Consider the following 17,770-nt stretch of genomic DNA (forward strand, 5'->3'; position numbering starts at 1 on the left):
GTTACATATGGACGTACAACGTCACTCACCTGCGGAAACAGGCGTTTCGGCACTGGCGGATACCCGATCCCGCCAGGCCTCCACGCGCGTGTCCGACGACGTTCTGCTCGACGCGGCGAGGACGTGCGTTCTCGCCGTCGGCGTGAGGCGGACCACGCTCGCGGAGATAGCGCGGACCGCGAAGGTCAGCCGGATGACCGTCTACCGCCGCTTCCCGGACGTGCGCAGCGTGCTCGCGACCCTCATGACCCGTGAATTCGGGGGGCTGCTGCGAGGCGCCGCCGAGCCGGACGTCGAACCGGCCGACTTCCGGGAAAAGCTCGTGCGGAGTTCGGCCGCCGCCGTCGCCGCACTGTCGGGCGACCCGCTGTTCCGCACGCTGCTGGACCTCGACCCCGAACTCGTCCTGCCCTACATCGTCGAGCGGCTCGGGAAGACCCAGCGCTTCGCCGAGGGCGTGATCCACCATCTGCTGCGGTCGGGCCACGAAGACGGCTCGATCCGCAAGGGCGACCTGCCGTCGCAGGCGCGCACCCTGTTGCTGCTCATCCAGTCCTTCGCCTTCTCGTACCGCCCCGCCACCGCGGACGTGGACGAGAAGACCCTGATGGCGGAATTCGCCCACGTGCTCGACGCGGCGTTGCGGCCGTGACGCCGGGCTCACTCAACGCCCTGCGTCGCGAGCGGGAACTCGCGGCACTGGCCGGCGGTGAGCGGGTCGACCTGGCGGTGGTCGGTGGCGGGGTCACCGGCGCCGGGATCGCGCTGGACGCGGCCGCGCGTGGTCTGTCGGTGGCCTTGATCGAGGCGTACGACCTGGCGTACGGGACCTCACGCTGGTCCAGCAAGCTGGTCCACGGCGGACTTCGCTACCTCGCCAAGGGCGATCTGGCCTTGGCACACGAAAGCGCGGTCGAGCGCGGCATCCTCATGACGCGCACCGCGCCGCACCTCACCAGGGCGATCCCGCAGCTGTTCCCCATGTACCGCAAGACCTCCCGCGGCCAGCAGGCGTTCATCATGACCGGACTCGCCGCCGGTGACGGTCTCCGCCGCGCGGCCGGGACCCCGGCGTCGGTGCTGCCCCGGCCGAGGTCGATCCCGGCCGCGGAGGCGCTGGCGCTCGCACCCGGCCTGTCCCCCCGAGACCTGCGTGGCGCGCTGCTGGCTTACGACGGCGCACTGACCGACGACGCGCGGCTCGTGGTGAGTTTGGCGCGCACGGCGGCGTCACGCGGCGCGAAGATCCTGACGAGGGTCGAGGCGCTCCGGCTCGACGCGGGTTCGGTACTGGCCAGGGACAGGCTCACCGGTCAGGAAGTGGAAATCCACGCCGGTCAGGTGATCAACGCGACGGGCGTCTGGGCGGGCGAACTGGCGGAATCGGTACGGCTGCGGCCGTCCCGCGGTTCGCACCTCATCCTGGCTTCGGGCGCGGCACGGATCGGCGCGACGTCGGTCAACGTCCCCGTCCCCGGCGAGAACAACCGGTTCGTCTTCCTGCTGCCGCAACCCGACGGCCGGGTGTTCGTCGGAGTCACCGACGAACCGACCGACGGCCCTGTCCCGCGCGTGCCGACCGTGCCGGAGTCCGATGTGGACTTCCTGCTCGAAGTGGCGTCGACGGCGTTCACCCGCCCGCTGACCCGCGCCGACGTCGCCGGCACGTTCGCCGGACTGCGGCCGCTGGTCGAAGGCGGCGGCGGGCGAAGCGCGGATCTCTCGCGCAAGCACGCGGTGGTGACCGGCGCCGACGGCGTGCTCACCGTCGTCGGCGGCAAGCTGACGACGTACCGGAAGATGGCCGAGGACGCCGTCGACACCGCGTTGAAACGATCCGGGCTCCACGCCGGGCCGTCGACCACGTCCCGGCTTCCGCTGCTGGGCGCGATCCAGCGAAGCCGTCTGTCCACTGTGGATGCTCCTGCCCGGCTGGTCGCGAAATACGGCACCGAAGCGCCCAAGATCGCGGCGCTCGGCGAGGTCGATCCCGACCTGGGCCTTCCCCTCTTCGGCGGGACCGAGATCAGCGCGGCCGAGGTCGTCTGGGCCGTGCGGCACGAGGGCGCGCTCGACGTCGAGGACGTCCTGGAGCGCCGCACCCGGCTCAGCCTGGTCGCCGCCGAAGCCGAGGCCGCCAGTGCCCGCGTCCAGGAACTCGTCGACAAGTCGCTCGCCGGGCTCGTCTGACCCACCCGCGATTAGTCAACTACGCGCAATGAAGCGCGCTTTTAGGTTGACGAAACGTTGGGTTTTTGCAACAGTATGTTCCATGAGTCCGGTCAGACGCGGCAAAGAGCTGCCGATCTACAACCGGCTTCCCGTGCTCCGGGCGGAGCGCGGGCTGAGCAGGGCCGCCCTCGCGGCGGCGGTCGAGGTCAACCCGCAGACCATCGGCGCGCTCGAACGGGGGGATCACTACCCGAGCCTGGATCTGGCGTTCCGCATCTGCGAAGTGTTCGACCTCCCGGTCGAAGCCGTGTTCAGCCGCGAACCGTTCACGCCACTGTCCACTCAGGTCTACCGGGAGGGGGGAACATGAGTGAGAAACGGGGACGCCTCGCGGCCTCCTGGGAACGACAGCTGGAACGGCTGGAGGAAAGGGAACGCAAACGGGCGCTGCGGCTGCCGACCTGGCGCACACGGAAGCGGCGGCGGACGTTGAGCGTGTTCGTGGTGGCCGGCGACCTGGTCCTGATCGCCGGGGCCGCCCTGTTCGAAACGCGGTACACCCTGGCCTATTTCCTGTGCTGGTTCGGCGGCTGCGTCGTCGCCGGCGGCGCGCAATACCTGTTGCGGATCCTCACCGGCAAGATGAGCGGCGGTTTCTCGCTCCGCCTCGACGAACGCGAGCGGGAGTGGCGGCATCGCGCCACCTTCGTCAGCTACCAGGTTCTGGTCGGGTTGATGATCGTCGCGGTGCTCTACGGGTTGCTCGTCTCCGGTACCGAACACGGCGGCGCGCGCGGCGCGATGATGGGCTGCGCCCTGCTGATCACCGGCACCACGCTGTCGGCGGTCATCCTGGGCTGGGCACTGCCGGACGACGATCCCGAAGACTTCGAGGGGGTGACTCCGGCATGACCGGGGACAAGAAGCGCTACAAGGTGTCCATCGGGATGGTCGCCGTCGTGCTGGTGGCCGGTGGGGTCCTCGCCGGTGCGGGGCGGGCGGTCCTGGTGTATCGGGCCACTTCGGTGGTGAGCAACGTCAAACTGGACGGACTGGTCCAGCGAAACCGCACGGTCTCCGGCGTTCACCGGGGTTTCACGGCGCTGGTGCGGTATTTCGAGGAGGGGAAGTGGAAATGATCGAGGGAAAGCTGGAGATCGACCGGATCTCCAAGAGTTACGGCGCGAAGGTCGCGCTGGACGAGGTGAGCTTCGAGGTTCAGCCCGGTGAACTGTTCGGGTTCGTCGGCAGCAACGGCGCGGGCAAGACCACCACGATGCGGATCGTCCTCGGGGTGCTGGCGGCCGACTCCGGCCAGGTGCGCCTCGGCGGCGCGCCGATCACTCACGAGACCCGCACGCATATCGGGTACATGCCGGAAGAACGAGGGCTGTATCCGAAGATGAAGGTGCTGGAGCAACTGGTCTACCTCGCCGAACTGCACGGGATGTCGGCCAACGACGCCCACCGCAGCGCGGAGAACTGGATCGCCCGGCTCGGCCTGACCGAACGCCGCAAGGACGAGGTCCAGAAACTCAGCCTCGGCAACCAGCAGCGTGTGCAGCTCGCGGCCGCGCTGGTGCACGACCCGCGGGTGCTGGTGCTGGACGAGCCGTTCTCCGGTCTCGACCCGCTGGCCGTGGACGTGATGAGCGGGGTGTTGCGGGAGAAGGCCGCCACCGGGGTGCCGGTGGTGTTCTCCAGTCACCAGCTGGATCTGGTCGAGCGGTTGTGCGACCGGGTCGGCATCATCCGGAGTGGACGGATGGTCGCCTCCGGCACCGTCGCCGAACTGACCGCCGACGCGGGCAACGGCCTTGTCGTCACCGCGCCCAACGCCTCGCCCGGCTGGGCCTCGGCCGTTCCCGGTGTCCGGTCGGTCGAGCAGAACGGCCCGACGACGATCCTCGAGCTCGAAGCCCACGCCGACGATCAGGCCGTGCTCGCCGCGGCGCTGGCCACCGGCCCGGTCACCGAGTTCACCAAGCGCAGGCGTTCGCTGACCGAGTTGTTCCGTGACGCCGTCGCCGAAAAGCCCGCAGTACAAGGAGTTTCCGCATGAACACCGTATCGCCCTGGCGCGCGGTCTGGCTCATCGCCAAACGTGAGCTGAACACGCGGCTGCGCACCAGGTCCTTCGTGATCGGCACCGCCGTGCTGCTGGTCATGCTGATGGGCTACGTCCTGCTGCAGTCCACGCTGATCAGCAACGAGGACAAGAGCAAGATCGGGCTCACCGGCCAGACCGCCGGCATCGCGCAACAGCTCCAGACGGCCGGTACGGCGGTCGGCGAGAAGATCGAGACCGTCGTCGTCGCCGATCCGGCGCAGGGCCGGTCGCAGGTCGAGAACGGTGATCTCGACGCGTTGCTGTCCGGCAACGCCACCGAGCTGAAAGTGCTCGTCAAGTCCGAATTGGACACCAAGCTGCGTGCCCTGCTGACCACTGTTTCGCAGCAGGAAGTACTCAACGGCAAGCTTTCCGAAGTCGTGGAGAACCCGGAGCAGGTGCTGCGCACGGTCTCCGACACCCAGGTCGAGGTCGACTCGATCAAACCGCCGGATCCGGAGAAGGCCCAGCGGATGGTGATCGGGCTGATCGTGGCGGTGCTGCTGTACATCAGCATCGTGACCTACGGGACGCTGGTCGCCCAGGGTGTGGTCGAAGAGAAGTCGAGCCGGGTCGTGGAGATCTTGCTGTCCACCGTCCGGCCGTGGCATCTGTTGCTGGGCAAGGTGATCGGGCTCGGCCTGGTCGGCTTGACCCAGCTGGTGATCATCGGCGGCGTCGGGTTGGCCGTCGCGTCGGCGACCAACGTGCTGACGCTGTCCGGGGTCGCGACGAGCGCGCTGCTGTGGGGCGTGGTGTGGTACCTGCTCGGGTTCCTGTTGTACGCCACCGTCTACGGCGCGATGGGCTCGCTGGTCTCCCGGCAGGAGGACACCCAGTCGGTGATCGGCCCGGTCAACATCGTGCTGATTTTGGGCTTCGTCGTCGGGTTCAACCTGCTGGCGCAGTCGCCGGAAGGCACGGGAACGGTGATCCTTTCGCTGGTGCCACTGCTGTCACCGGTGCTGATGCCCGCCCGGATCGCGGCCGGGACCGTCGAAGTGTGGGAGGTCGTGCTGTCGCTGGGCCTGACCGTCGGCGCCATCGCCCTGTTCACCTGGCTGGGCGCGCGGATCTACCAGAACAGCGTCCTGCGGGTCGGCAGCCGGATCAAGCTGTCCGAGGCCCTGAAGGGCTGATCCAAGTACATGAAGGCCCCCTTCCTTGCGCTGGACGCAGGGTCCCGGCAAAGTTGCAGCCGCTGGTCAGCGCTGCTGGCGGCAGTCCGGGCTTGACATTTCTGACGCCTGCAAGGGGAGGGCCGAGTGGGGAGGGTTCGGGACGTTGAACGTCCGAAATCCTCCCCACTCGGGCGTGTGCCGGGTTTTTTGGGGGAGGCATGTTCCTGAACCCCTGTTGATCAAGCTTCGTGACCGGTGTGACTCCGCGACGATGTAGGAATTGGGACACTCAACGTCCCAATTTTTACATCGTCAGCCTTACACAGCGATGAACAACCGCCTGACCTGCAAGACCTCGACTTTGCCGGGACTCTGGCGCCTGGGTACAGGAAGGGGGCCTTCATGGCCCTTTGATGGCGCCGTAACGCTCCAGCGCGACTTGGCGTTCGTGGGCGTGGTCGACCATCGGCGCCGGATAGTCCTTGACATCCGTCGGCTTGTGCGTGGCTTCCCCTTGCGTGGAACGGAGCTCGGGGACGTAGCGGCGGACGTACTCGCCGGAGGGGTCGAACTTCTCCCCCTGCGTGGTCGGATTGAAGATCCGGAAGTACGGCGCGGCGTCGGTGCCGCTGCCGGCGACCCACTGCCAGTTCAGCTGGTTCGACGCGAGATCGCCGTCGACCAGATGCCGCATGAAGTGCCGCGCGCCGAGCCACCACGGCAGATGCAGATCCTTGACCAGGAAGCTCGCCACGATCATCCGGACGCGGTTGTGCATCCAGCCCTCGGCGAGCAACTGCCGCATCCCGGCGTCGACGATCGGGAATCCGGTGCGGCCCTCACACCACCGTTTGAAGGCCTCGTCGTCACTCTCGTGTTCCATGGCGTCGAAGCGGGAATCGTAGTTCTTCCGCGCGGTTTCGGGACGATGCCACAGAACGTCGGCGTGGAACTCACGCCAGGCGAACTCGCCGCGCAACGACTTCGCGCCGACCCCCTCGTTCCCGGCGATGTCGGCGAGCAGGGTGCGCGGGTGGACGCAACCCCAGCGCAGATACGGCGAAAGCCTTGTCGTACCGGGGCGATCCGGGCGGTCACGATCCTCGTCGTAGGTCTCGATACCGTCGTCCAGGAACTCGTGCCAGCGATCCAGTGCCGCCTTCTCGCCGGGCTCGGGTAGCTCCATCCCCTCGAGGGAAGGGGATTTCGGAAGCTGCACCGAACGGGGCGGCTCCACCCAGTCCACTATGGACTTTCCGGTGTCCACCGGACTCGGCCAGCCGTGACGTACCCACGCGTGGTAGAACGGGGTGAACACGCGGTAGGGTTCGCCGTCCGGCTTGGTGATCCGGCCGGGCGTGATCGCGTAGGACGACCCCGTCTCGGTCCACGCGATGTCGTGCCGTGCCAACGCCTTCTCGACCTCGTCGTCGCGGCGGCGGCCGTACGGGCCGGTGTCCGCGCTGACGTGCACGGCCGAAGCGCCGATCTCGCGCGCGACCTTGACGACCTCCTTGACCGGGTCGCCCTTGACGAGCATCAGGCGGCCGCCGAGCTGGTCGTCCAATGCCTTCAGGCAGCCGTGCAGGAACGCCACCCGCGGGGCACCCGAGGGTTTGAGGAGCGCGTCGTCGAGGACGTACAGCGCCAGGACGTGCTTGCTGTGCTCCGAGGCTTCCAGCAGGGCGGCGTGGTCGCCGAGGCGGAGGTCGCGGCGGAACCACAGCACTACGGGGGCTTCTCTGGTCACGCCGGGAACCCTAGGCGGTGCCGCCGGTGCGCGCAGTCCCGAATGAGATGAACGGGACTTTCCTCGCGGAATTCGCAAGGAAAGTCCCGTTCACAAAACTTGCCGAGGCGGAGGTCAGCGCTCCGAGATCGGCGCGTAGTTCCGCTCCGCGGAGCCGGTGTAGATCTGCCGCGGGCGGCCGATCTTGGTGGCCGGGTCCTGGATCATCTCGCGCCAGTGCGCGATCCAGCCCGGCAGGCGGCCGAGCGCGAACAGCACGGTGAAGTACTTCGTCGGGAAGCCGAGCGCCCGGTAGATCAGGCCGGTGTAGAAGTCGACGTTCGGGTACAGCTTCCGCTCGATGAAGTAGTCGTCCGAGAGCGCGGTCTCTTCCAGCTTCTTCGCGATGTCGAGCAGCTGGTCGCCGCCCTTGAGCTTGGAGAGGATGTCGTCCGCGGTGTTCTTGATGATCTTCGCGCGCGGGTCGTAGTTCTTGTAGACCCGGTGCCCGAAGCCCATCAGGCGGACACCCTTTTCCTTGTTCTTCACGCGGGTGACGAAGTTCGCGACGTCGCCGCCCTCGGCCTGGATGCCCTCGAGCATGTCCAGTACCGCGCTGTTGGCGCCACCGTGCAGCGGGCCGAAGAGCGCGTTGATGCCCGCCGAGATCGAGGCGAACAGGTTCGCCTCGGAGGAGCCGACGAGGCGCACGGTCGAGGTGGAGCAGTTCTGCTCGTGGTCGGCGTGCAGGATGAACAGCAGGTCGAGCGCCTTGGCGACGTCCGGGTCGACCTCGTAGGGCTCGGCCGGGAAGCCGAAGGTCATCCGGAGGAAGTTCTCGACGAGGCCGAGCGAGTTGTCCGGGTACAGCATGGGCTGTCCGACGGACTTCTTGTACGCGTACGCGGCCAGGGTCGGGACCTTGGCCAGCAGGCGGATGGTCGACAGCTCCACGTTGGGTTCGTCGAACGGGTTGAGCGAGTCCTGGTAGAAGGTCGACAGCGCCGATACCGCGCTGGAGAGCACCGGCATCGGGTGCGCGTCGCGCGGGAAGCCACCGAAGAAGGCCTTCAGGTCTTCGTGCAGCAGGGTGTGGCGCTGAATCTTCTCGGTGAACTCGGACAGCTGCGTCTCGGTGGGCAGCTCGCCGTAGATGAGCAGGTAGGAGACCTCGATGAAGGTCGACTTCTCGGCCAGCTGCTCGATCGGGTACCCGCGGTAGCGCAGGATGCCGGCGTCGCCGTCGATGTAGGTGATGGCCGAAGACGCGGCACCGGTGTTCACGAACCCCGGATCGTGGGTGATGTACCCGGTCGTCGCCAGCAGCTTCCCCAGCTCGATCCCCGGCGCGCCCTCGACGGGGTGGATCACCTTGAACTCGTGCTCGCCATTGGGCAGGCGCAGCGTCGCGGTTTGAGGTTCGCTTTCCCGCCGAGAACCAAGTGGCACAGTCTCGCCGGACTGCCCCGCAGCCGTCGTCGCGTCGGACATGTAAGTCCCTCTCACGTTCAGCACGGGCCGGCGGCGCCTGTAGGTTCCACAGGTACGCCCTCTTTCACGCGCGTGACCCACGGCCTCGCTGCACACCGCCCCGCTGGGGTATGAATTCCCCACCACGCTAGTCGAGAGTGGGGTCAACGCGCAGCGGGTGAGTTGCTCACAACAGCCGCTTTGGGACCAGGTTCACACGGCAGATGCCATATCCCCGGCCGTCGGCGGTTCCGCCCCACTCCGCGAGACGGTGATCGACGCCGCTTTCGCCGCGAATTCGAGCGCCGAACGCCAGCCGACGGCGTCGAGAGTGGACACGTCGCGCACCTCGTTCGAATACAGCCACGCCAGCAAAGCGCCCTGGACGGTGTCACCGGCGCCGATCGTGTCGACGACGGCGACTCGGCGTGACGGCACCTGGGCGATTTCCCCCGCCCGTGTGATGACGGACAACCCCTCCGCGCCACGGGTGAGCACAACGGCATCGACTCCGCAAGAGGTCCAGACCTTTGCGGCGTCGACCGGATCGGCCCCTTCGGTGAGCCATTCCGTGTCGTCGTCGGAGATCTTGAGCAGGCGGACATGCGGCAGCCAGGACTCGAACCTGGCCCGGTACGCCGCCGGATCGGTGATCAGCGCCGCCCGGATGTTCGGGTCGAGGACGGTCAGGACACCGCGGGCGGATTCGCGGCGCAACACGGTTTCGTACGTGCTCGCACCCGGTTCCAGGACCATGCCGAGGGTGCCGAGCGAGAGCGCCGTCACATTCTCGGGCAGGGGGCCAGGATCACCGACGAGCCTGTCCGCGGTGCCCTCGGTGTAGAAGGTGTACCGCGCGGAACCCTTTTCGTCGAGCGCGACCACGGCGAGCGTCGTCGGCTCGTTTCCCCGCTGCAGCAAGGCGATATCGACACCGGAAGCGTGCAGCCGGTCCACCAGCGCGACCCCGAAACGGTCGTTCGAGACACGGGAGAGGAAGCCCGTCGGCACGCCGAGCCGACCGGCGGCGAGCGCGACGTTGTAGGGACCACCACCCATCCGGGGGAGCAGCGCGCGCAACCCACCGTCCACAGTGGAATCCAACGGTTCACCGGGAACGAGGTCGACGAGCGCCTCTCCACCTACGACGATCACGGGCGCGATGCTAGCCGAGCCGGCGGTTCCACCACCAGAATTGTCAGTTCAGGACATTTTCGGCGCAAGGCCTCCGAGAAGAAGCTCCGAGAGAGCGGTGAACGCCTCGGCGTCGGTCACGCCGGCGCGCTGACCGACCACGCCGGTCTGGATTCCCTCGATGATCAATCCCGCCATTTCCGCGATCAGCCGCGCGTGCACCTCGCGAAAGACGCCGTCGGTGACACCACGGTCGATGAACGACCGGATCCGGGCGGCCGCCGCGCGGCTGTTGAGCTGATACGCGTCCCGCGCCGGCGCGAATTCGGCGATGTCGGTCATGAACGCGGCCGAGGCGCGATTGAGGTATTCGGAGATACCGGCGAGGTACTCCCCGAGGATCTTGCGAGCGTCGTCGATTCCGGCGAGCCGCTCCTCCAGAAGCTCGGCGGCACCTTTGAAGAAGTGGGCGACGACCTTGACCGCGAGTTGCTCCTTGCTGGGGGCGAGCGCGTAGAGCGTCGACTTCGAGCAGCGCAGCCTGGCGGCGAGGTCGTCCAGTGTGAACTGGGAGAAGCCTTCGGCGAGGAAGAGCGCTTCGAGTTCCGAGAGCAGCGCGCGCTGACGCGCGGTCGGCTGGCGGCGGGTGGGCCTCTCGGTCATCAGCTCACTATCCCTTACGCGGATGGTGTACCCCCAGCGCCTTCTACTGTACGCTCAATCAGCCCGCAGTACTGTTTTGAGTACAGCTCAGCTCGGAGGAGTCATGCCTGCCGACCGTCTGCTGCCCAGCACCGAGGCCCAGGATCTGATCGGCCTTGCCAAGGAGATCGCGCGCGAGGAACTCGCTCCGATCGCGAGCAAGTACGAAGAGACCGCGCACTTCCCTCGCGAGCAGTTCCGCCTGCTCGGGCAGGCCGGGCTGCTCGGCCTGCCGTACGCGGAGCGCTGGGGTGGCGGCGAACTGCCGTACGAGGTCTACCTGCAGGTTCTCGAGGAGATCGCGACCGCGTGGATGTCCGTCGGCGTCGGGCTCTCCGTGCACACGATGTCCTGCTTCGCGCTGGCGCACCACGGCACCGACGCTCAGCGCGACCGTTGGCTGCCCGACATGCTGGAGGGTGACCTGCTCGGCGCGTACGCGCTGTCCGAAACCCACGCCGGTTCGGACGCGGCGGCCCTTTCCACCCGCGCGCGGCTCGACGGCGACCGGTACGTCGTGAACGGCACGAAGGCGTGGATCACCCATGCGGGCGAGGCCGACTTCTACACGACCATGGTGCGCACGAGCGACGACGGCGGGCAGGGCATCTCGTGCCTGCTCGTCGACGCCTCGACGACGGGCCTCTCGGCCGCGCCGCCCGAACGGAAAATGGGCCTCACCGGATCGACGACCGCGCAACTGATGTTCGAAGACGCCGCCGTCGACGCCGAACGGCTGATCGGCGAAGAGGGCCAAGGACTGAAGATCGCACTGTCGTCGCTCAGTTCCGGACGGCTGGGCATCGCCGCGTGCGCCGTCGGGCTCGCGCAGGCCGCGCTGGACGAAGCGCTCGAATACGCGAAGGGCCGCACGCAGTTCGGGCGGCCGATCATCGAGTTCCAGGGCCTGGAGTTCCTGCTGGCCGACATGGCCGCGACCGTCGAGACGTCGCGCGCCATGTACCTCGACGCCGCCCGCCGCCGCGACCGCGGCCTGCCGTTCCAGCGGCAGGCGTCCATCGCGAAGCTCGTCGCGACCGACGGCGCGATGAAGGTGACCACCGACGCGGTGCAGGTCCTCGGCGGCGCCGGCTACACGAAGGACTTCCCGGTGGAGCGGTACATGCGGGAGGCGAAGGTGCCGCAGATCTTCGAGGGCACGAACCAGATCCAGCGCATGGTGATCGCACGGGAACTACGGAAAGCCTGACTGTCCGCGCCGATACGATCACTAGTGGTCACCTGGCCACCGTGAGAAACTGTGGACGACGTGAGGAGACGCTGTGACAGCCCTTCCCGACTCCACGACCGGGTCGCACGGTGAACCAGGGTGGGCCATCCCGGATCACCTGCTGTCGATCGCGGAGTACGCGGCGCTCGGTGAGCCCGATTCCGGATTCACCGAGCTCGTGGAAGGCCGCCTTGTCATGTCGCCGAGCACCACGAGGAGACACAACAAGGCGCTTTACGCCTTGGCCAGGCAACTGGAACCACAGCTACCCGATCACCTCGAGTTCATTCAGGACATCGACGTCGACCTGGGATTGGTGCCGCCCGGCGAGCCGGGTTTCGCCCGGCGACCGGATCTGATCATCGCCCTTCGCGAAGCGGGCGAACGGATCGACGAAGAGGACACGATGTACCACGCCGACGATGTCGTCGTAGTGGTCGAAATCGTGTCGCCGGGCTCGAAGCGCACCGATTACGTGACCAAACACGGCGAGTACGCCGACGCGGGGATTCCGCACTACTGGATCGTCGACCTCAACGAGCCCGTCTCACTGGTCGCCTGTCACCAGGCTGGCGAACTCGGCTACCAGGACGCTCCGGCCATGACCGGTGAATTCAGTGCCGCCGAGCCGTTTCCGGTGAAACTGGATCTCGACCGACTGCTCAGCCCTCGCGGTACCGGCGCTCCTCGGTGACGCCGACCCCGGTCTCCTCGTCGAAGTGGTAGACCTCGCGCCCGCGCACGAACACCCGCATGGCCCGGTTCATCACGTCCAGCGGGTCACCCGACCAGATGACCACGTCGGCGTCGAGACCCGGCTTCAGCGAGCCGACCTGGTCGTCGAGGTCCAGCATCGCGGCCGGGTTGACGGTCAGCGCCTTCAGCGCGGTCTCCGGGTCGAGGCCGTCCTTCACCGACAGCGCCGCCTGGTAGACCAGGAAGTTGATGGGCACGACCGGGTGGTCCGTGGTGATCGCGATCCGCACGCCCGCCCTGGCGAGGATGCCGGGCGCACGCAGGGTGCGGTTGCGCAGCTCCACTTTGGACTTGGTGGTGAACAGCGGGCCGAGGATCACCGGCACGTCCCGCTCGGCGAGCAGGTCCGCGATGAGGTGCCCTTCGGTGCCGTGGTTGATCACCAGTTTGTAGCCGAACTCGTCGGCCAGCCGGATCGCGGTGACCATGTCGTCGGCGCGGTGGACGTGCTGGTCCCAGAACAGCTCGCCGTCCAGGACCTTCGACAGGGTCTCCTTGGTCAGGTCGACGTCGAACGGCTTGCCCTCACCGGCGGCGTGATCACGCTTGGCGGCGTAGTTGCGCGCGCCGGTGAACGCGTCGCGGATGGTCGACGCGACGCCGAGCCTGGTCGACGGCGTCTGCTTCTTGTCGCCGTAGACCCGCTTCGGGTTCTCGCCGAGCGCGCTCTTCACGCTGACGCCCTCGGCGAAGATCATGTCGAGCACGGTCCGGCCCCAGGTCTTGACGCCGATCGTCTGCCCGCCGATGGGGTTCCCCGACCCGGGCTTGATGACGACGCTGGTGACGCCACCCGCGAGCGCGTCGTCGAAGCCGGGCTCGTACGGGTCGATCCCGTCGATCGCCCGGAACCGCGCGCCGTTGGGGTCGGTCATCTCGTTGGTGTCGTCGCCCGACCAGCCTTCGCCGTCCTCGTGGACGCCGAGGTGGGCGTGCGCGTCGATGAACCCGGGCAGCACCCAGGTGCCCGCGGCGTCGACGAGTTCGGCGTCGTCGGGGACGTCGACGTCGGCGTCGGTGCCGACCGCGACGATCTTCCCGTTCTCGATGAGGATTGTGCCGCCTTCGATCGGTTCACCGTCGACAGGGACGACGTAACCACCGACGATGGCCTTGACCAGTGCTTTGTTCGACATACTTTGACACGCTAACGAACTGGACCGGCCGGACGCACGCGGGGTTTTTCGAAGTGGACCAGTTCGTAGTGCGACTCGGGCGTCCGGTGCGTTTCGACGTAGCCGAGCTTCGAGTACATCCGCAGCGGGCCGGCGCTCAGCTCGCCGGTGAACAGGCGGAACACGGTCACCGACGGCGGCATGGCCGCTTCGGCGGCGAGCAGCAGCGAGCTGCCGAGCCCGTGTCCCTGCCTGTCCGGGGCCACGACGAGCCTGCCGACCAGACCGGCCGCACCGTCGACGACGATCCGGACGCTCGCCACCAGCCGTCCGGATTCCCTGATGCCCCAGGCGAAACACGCGGGATCGCCCAGGGCATCCTTGGCCTGCTCGAAGGTCTCGACCAGCGGCGGGAGGTCGATGTTCCCGTGCGCCCTCGCTTCCGGAACGTAGGCCGCGAGCTGCAGAGTGAGCGCTTCGCCCGCGTCCACGGGCCCCAGCCGGAGCGGTGACGTCATCAGCGGACCCGGATTCCCCAGCTGCCGGTCCACGAGGAGGCGGGCTCCAGGTCGATCAGGTCGGTGCCGGTGTTGAGCGCGTCGGCGGGGCAGGTCATCGGCTCGATCGCCACCGCCCGGCCGCGGCCGACCAGGTCGTCCGGCGTGAACACCTGCACCCAGTGGAAGTCCGGCCCGGCCCAGACCACCAGTTCCTGCTCCCCGTGCGAGAGGACGTGGTGGTGGTCGCCGTCCCCGGCGACGCTCAGCCCGCCGAACGCCGTGTCCAGGTCGACGCCTTCGAGGACCTTGCCGGACCGGAAGTCGTACTCGGTCCCTTCGACGTCCTGCTCGGCGGCGTACGGCATCTGCTCGTCGCCGAGAGAGGGCCGGACTCGGCTCGCGGGCAGCGTCAGGGTCAGCTCGTCGGTGGGCACGTCACCGATGCGGAAGTAGGGGTGTGTGCCGAGCCCGACACCGATCGGGCTCTCACCCTCGTTGCGGATCTCGTGCGTCACGACCAGTTCGCGCGGCGAGATCTCGTAGGTGATCGTCGCGCGCAGCGGCACCGGCCAGCCGTCCTGCGCCGGGACGTCGACGGCCAGGGTGATCGACGACTCCGCGTGCTCGAGAAGCTCCCACTCCTCGTGGCGGGTCAGGCCGTGGATCGCGTTGCCGCGCGCCTCCTCGGTGATCGCGAGCTGCTGCTTTTCACCCTGATGGACCCACTGGCCGCCCTTGGTGCGGTTCGGCCAGGGCAGCAGCACCTGCCCGGCACCCTTCGGCGGCTTTTCGTCCTCGGCGAACGCCTCGACGTACGGCACCCCGCCGACCTCGAACGCGCGCAACCCGGCACCGATCTCGGTGATGACGGCGCGCGCGTTGCCGCGGGTGATCTCGAACTGCTCTCCGGTGGGATTGGCCATGCGGACGAGGCTACCGGCGACCTTGTCCGAAGTAGTGCGAGAACGCCACGCCCGGACGAAGGAGACCGCCGCGATGACCGGTCCCGTCGGCCGTGTCCCGGAGCGGAGCGCGCGGCGCGTCCCGAACGAGGTCGCGGCGAAGAACTCGAGTACCTGCTCACGCAGTCCGAGCACGTCGGGACCGAGCATGTGTCCACACTGGACACCCTTGCTTGGTTGCTGGACGAAACCGTTGTCTCGCACGAGGAATCCGGTGTCGCTGACGAAGACCTCGTTCAATCGCTCTGCACGTCCGGGACGACCTCCCGTCGGACGAACTCGGCGAGGTCGTGTACCGCTCTCCGCTACTCTTGGGCGCCAGTGGCGGTGTCGCGTGACCAGAGGGACGACACGCGTGACGGGATGGACGACACGTGTGTCCAGAGGGACGACTCACCACGTAGCCCGGCCGCGCTCGTGTCGTCCGTTCCATCACACGTGTCGTCCATCGGCTCACACGTGCCGTCCAGCCAATCACGCGAAACGGCCAGTCGGCCACGCGGAACTCACTAGACCGGTCGTCATAGTTTGGGCTACAGTCGGCCGCATGGTCCGCCGCACCGACACTCGGCAGCGCATGCTCGATTCCGCCGCCGAACTCTTCCACCAGCAGGGTTACCACGCCACCGGCCTTAATCAGCTCGTCGCCGCCGGTGGCGCTCCCAAGGGATCGCTCTACTTCCACTTCCCCGGCGGCAAGGAGCAGCTGGCCGCCGAGGCCATCCGCCAGTCCGCCGAGCGACTCTGCGACACCTTGCGCGCGATCGTCGCGGACTCCCCCGACGTCGTCACCGGCATCGAGAACGTCGTCGGCGCGCTGGCGACCTCGCTGGAGGAGTCGGACTTCCAGCGCGGCTGTCCACTCGCGACGGTCGCGCTGGACGCGTCGGGCGACAGCGAGGTGATCCGCCAGGCCTGCGCCGACGGCTACACCTCCTGGCACACCGTCATCGCCGGGGCACTGGACACCGACAAGGCGGACCACCTGGCGACCGTCGTCCTCGCCGCCGTCGAGGGCGGGCTGTTGCTGGCCAAGACGTTGCACGACACCGCGCCGCTGCGCGCGATCGCCCCGCACCTTCGCACCACACTCGAACGGGAGCTGTCCTGATGCGTGTCCACCACCTCAACTGCGGCACCTTGCGGCCGATCGGCGGAAAGCTCGTCGACGGCAGGCCGGGGTTGTTCCGCCGCGCGGAACTGATCTGTCACTGCCTGCTGCTGGAGACCGAAACCGGCCTCGTGCTCATCGAAACCGGCGTCGGCACGCCGACCGTGAGCCGTCCCGCCGAATGGCTCGGCGCCGGCTTCGTGCGGCTGGTCCACCCCGACCGGGACGACGACCTCAGCGCCACCACGCAGATCCGGAAACTCGGTTTCGACCCCGCCGACGTGCGCGACATCGTGCTCACTCACCTCGATCTCGACCACGCGGGCGGGCTCGTCGACTTCCCGCAGGCGCGGGTCCACGTCCACGCCCGCGAGCTCCAGGCCTTGGAGAAGCCGATCGACCGCAAGGAGGCGAGCCGCTACCGGAAGGTCCAGTTCGACCACGGCCCGATCTGGAGGTCGTATCGCGCCGACGGCGAGCCCTGGTTCGGTTTCGACGCCGTCCGCGAACTCGAAGGGGTCCCGGACGTGCTGATCATCCCCCTCGCCGGGCACACCCGCGGGCACGCCGGGATCGCCGTCGACACGGGTGACGGCTGGATCTTGAACGCCGGGGACGCCGTCTTCCACGGCGGCGAGCTCGAGCAGAAGCCGCACATCCCCTTCGCGCTGGGCTTCTTCGAGTCGTACATGCAGACGGAAAAAGCAGCACGACTGGACAACCAGCGCCGGCTGCGCGAACTTGTCAGTAACAACGGTGACGAAGTGTCGGTCTTCGCCGCGCACGACGCCACCGCCTTCGAACGGTTCAGCCAGAGGAGCAGGATATGAAGGTCCACCACCTGAACTGCGGCACGATGCGGGCCCCGGGAGGCAAGTTCCTCGACGGTCAGCCGGGTCTGCTGCGCCGCTCAGAGCTGGTGGCGCATTGCCTGCTCATCGAGACCGGCGACGGGCTCGTGCTGGTGGACACGGGATTCGGCCGCCAGGGGGTGGCGCGGCCGGGCGCCTGGCTCGGCACGCCGTTCACGGTGATGGTCGGTGCGAAACCGGTCGAGACGGAGACCGCGGCTCATCACGTCGAAGCGCTCGGCCACAAGCTGGAGGACGTGCGGCACATCATCTGCACCCACCTCGACGTCGACCACGCGGGCGGGCTCGCGGACTTCCCGAACGCCGTCGTGCACGTCCGCGCCGAGGAGCACGACGCGGCGACCGCACCGCGTAACGCGAGCGAGAAACTCCGATTCCGTGCCAACCAGTTCGCCCACCGTCCACTGTGGAGCAAATACGACGAGGCCGGCGACGAGTGGTTCGGCTTCCAGGCGGTCCGCGAGCTCAAGGGCCTGCCGTCGGAGATCCTGCTGGTGCCGCTCGCGGGACATACCAAGGGGCACACCGGGGTGGCCGTCGACACCGGCGACGGCTGGCTGCTGCACGCGGGCGACGCGTACTTCTTCCACGGTCAGCTGGATCCGGTGAAACCGCACTGCCCGCCGGGGATGACCGTGTTCCAGAACATGGTGCAGACTCTGCGCAGGCCGCGGCTGGAGAACGTCGAACGGCTCCGCGAGCTGAGCCGAGAACACGCCGACGAGGTCACCGTGTTCTCGGCCCACAGCCCGGTTGAGTACCAGTCACTCAGTCGTTGAAAGAAG

Annotated in this window: 19 protein-coding genes; 12 read left to right on the forward strand and 7 right to left on the reverse strand. The window is 67.8% G+C overall.

The features are described 5' to 3' along the window. Positions 1-88: 88 nt before the first annotated feature. From ACM6LR_RS33450 to ACM6LR_RS33480, 7 genes are all read left to right on the forward strand, one after another. The gene (locus tag ACM6LR_RS33450) at positions 89-652 is read left to right on the forward strand and encodes a TetR/AcrR family transcriptional regulator (protein WP_414942295.1); all 564 of its coding nucleotides are present in this window, start codon (positions 89-91) and stop codon (positions 650-652) included. After that, the gene (locus ACM6LR_RS33455) at positions 649-2,190 is read left to right on the forward strand and encodes a glycerol-3-phosphate dehydrogenase/oxidase (protein WP_414942296.1); all 1,542 of its coding nucleotides are present in this window, start codon (positions 649-651) and stop codon (positions 2,188-2,190) included. Before ACM6LR_RS33450 ends, ACM6LR_RS33455 begins: the two co-directional genes overlap by 4 nt. An 82-nt stretch (positions 2,191-2,272) precedes the next feature. Further along, the gene (locus ACM6LR_RS33460; RefSeq protein ID WP_414942297.1) at positions 2,273-2,542 is read left to right on the forward strand and encodes a helix-turn-helix transcriptional regulator; all 270 of its coding nucleotides are present in this window, start codon (positions 2,273-2,275) and stop codon (positions 2,540-2,542) included. Further along, on the forward strand, positions 2,539-3,084 hold the full coding sequence (locus tag ACM6LR_RS33465; RefSeq protein ID WP_414942298.1) for a hypothetical protein: 546 nt from the start codon (positions 2,539-2,541) through the stop codon (positions 3,082-3,084). The genes ACM6LR_RS33460 and ACM6LR_RS33465 overlap by 4 nt, the downstream gene beginning before the upstream one ends. Next, positions 3,081-3,311, forward strand: a complete 231-nt coding sequence (locus tag ACM6LR_RS33470) for a hypothetical protein (RefSeq protein ID WP_414942299.1) — start codon at positions 3,081-3,083, stop codon at positions 3,309-3,311. Before ACM6LR_RS33465 ends, ACM6LR_RS33470 begins: the two co-directional genes overlap by 4 nt. Beyond that, a complete protein-coding gene (locus tag ACM6LR_RS33475) occupies positions 3,308-4,234 on the forward strand; it encodes an ABC transporter ATP-binding protein (RefSeq protein WP_414942300.1) in 927 nt (308 codons plus the stop codon). The genes ACM6LR_RS33470 and ACM6LR_RS33475 overlap by 4 nt, the downstream gene beginning before the upstream one ends. Further along, positions 4,231-5,421 (forward strand): ABC transporter permease, encoded by a 1,191-nt coding sequence (locus ACM6LR_RS33480; protein WP_414942301.1) that lies wholly within the window; start codon positions 4,231-4,233, stop codon positions 5,419-5,421. The genes ACM6LR_RS33475 and ACM6LR_RS33480 overlap by 4 nt, the downstream gene beginning before the upstream one ends. A gap of 382 nt (positions 5,422-5,803) precedes the next feature. On the opposite strand, the gene ACM6LR_RS33485 is transcribed toward ACM6LR_RS33480, so the two are convergent. The 4 genes from ACM6LR_RS33485 to ACM6LR_RS33500 form a co-directional block, all read right to left on the reverse strand. Further along, a complete protein-coding gene (locus ACM6LR_RS33485; protein ID WP_414942302.1) occupies positions 5,804-7,153 on the reverse strand; it encodes a cryptochrome/photolyase family protein in 1,350 nt (449 codons plus the stop codon). A gap of 114 nt (positions 7,154-7,267) precedes the next feature. Continuing rightward, positions 7,268-8,623, reverse strand: coding sequence for a citrate synthase (locus ACM6LR_RS33490; protein WP_414942303.1), 1,356 nt, complete (start codon positions 8,621-8,623; stop codon positions 7,268-7,270). A gap of 192 nt (positions 8,624-8,815) precedes the next feature. Further along, positions 8,816-9,757 (reverse strand): carbohydrate kinase family protein, encoded by a 942-nt coding sequence (locus ACM6LR_RS33495; protein WP_414942304.1) that lies wholly within the window; start codon positions 9,755-9,757, stop codon positions 8,816-8,818. 48 nt (positions 9,758-9,805) lie between these two features. After that, positions 9,806-10,399, reverse strand: coding sequence for a TetR/AcrR family transcriptional regulator (locus ACM6LR_RS33500; RefSeq protein WP_414945228.1), 594 nt, complete (start codon positions 10,397-10,399; stop codon positions 9,806-9,808). 103 nt (positions 10,400-10,502) lie between these two features. Here ACM6LR_RS33500 and ACM6LR_RS33505 point away from each other — a divergent pair, with 103 nt between their 5' ends. Further along, positions 10,503-11,648: an acyl-CoA dehydrogenase family protein gene (locus tag ACM6LR_RS33505; protein WP_414942306.1), complete on the forward strand. Its 1,146-nt coding sequence runs from the start codon at positions 10,503-10,505 to the stop codon at positions 11,646-11,648. A 73-nt stretch (positions 11,649-11,721) separates the two neighbouring features. Next, positions 11,722-12,363, forward strand: a complete 642-nt coding sequence (locus tag ACM6LR_RS33510; RefSeq protein WP_414945229.1) for a Uma2 family endonuclease — start codon at positions 11,722-11,724, stop codon at positions 12,361-12,363. Here the strand turns inward: ACM6LR_RS33510 and ACM6LR_RS33515 are convergent. The 3 genes from ACM6LR_RS33515 to ACM6LR_RS33525 are packed head-to-tail and all read right to left on the reverse strand — an operon-like array spanning position 12,332 to position 14,963. After that, positions 12,332-13,561 (reverse strand): amidohydrolase, encoded by a 1,230-nt coding sequence (locus ACM6LR_RS33515; protein WP_414942308.1) that lies wholly within the window; start codon positions 13,559-13,561, stop codon positions 12,332-12,334. The two genes, ACM6LR_RS33510 and ACM6LR_RS33515, sit on opposite strands and share 32 nt — an antisense overlap. Before the next feature lie 11 nt (positions 13,562-13,572). Further along, positions 13,573-14,058: a GNAT family N-acetyltransferase gene (locus tag ACM6LR_RS33520; protein WP_414942309.1), complete on the reverse strand. Its 486-nt coding sequence runs from the start codon at positions 14,056-14,058 to the stop codon at positions 13,573-13,575. Next, a complete protein-coding gene (locus ACM6LR_RS33525; protein ID WP_414942340.1) occupies positions 14,058-14,963 on the reverse strand; it encodes an aldose 1-epimerase family protein in 906 nt (301 codons plus the stop codon). Before ACM6LR_RS33525 ends, ACM6LR_RS33520 begins: the two co-directional genes overlap by 1 nt. Positions 14,964-15,549: 586 nt before the next feature. Between ACM6LR_RS33525 and ACM6LR_RS33530 the strand changes: the two genes are divergently transcribed. The 3 genes from ACM6LR_RS33530 to ACM6LR_RS33540 are packed head-to-tail and all read left to right on the forward strand — an operon-like array spanning position 15,550 to position 17,764. Further along, a complete protein-coding gene (locus ACM6LR_RS33530; protein WP_414942310.1) occupies positions 15,550-16,113 on the forward strand; it encodes a TetR/AcrR family transcriptional regulator in 564 nt (187 codons plus the stop codon). Beyond that, the gene (locus tag ACM6LR_RS33535) at positions 16,113-16,943 is read left to right on the forward strand and encodes an MBL fold metallo-hydrolase (RefSeq protein ID WP_414942311.1); all 831 of its coding nucleotides are present in this window, start codon (positions 16,113-16,115) and stop codon (positions 16,941-16,943) included. Before ACM6LR_RS33530 ends, ACM6LR_RS33535 begins: the two co-directional genes overlap by 1 nt. Beyond that, positions 16,940-17,764, forward strand: a complete 825-nt coding sequence (locus ACM6LR_RS33540) for an MBL fold metallo-hydrolase (protein ID WP_414942312.1) — start codon at positions 16,940-16,942, stop codon at positions 17,762-17,764. The genes ACM6LR_RS33535 and ACM6LR_RS33540 overlap by 4 nt, the downstream gene beginning before the upstream one ends. The last annotated feature ends 6 nt before the right edge of the window (positions 17,765-17,770 follow it).

This window comes from Amycolatopsis sp. cmx-11-32, assembly GCF_047608695.1.
In the GTDB taxonomy this organism is placed as follows: Bacteria; Actinomycetota; Actinomycetes; order Mycobacteriales; family Pseudonocardiaceae; genus Amycolatopsis.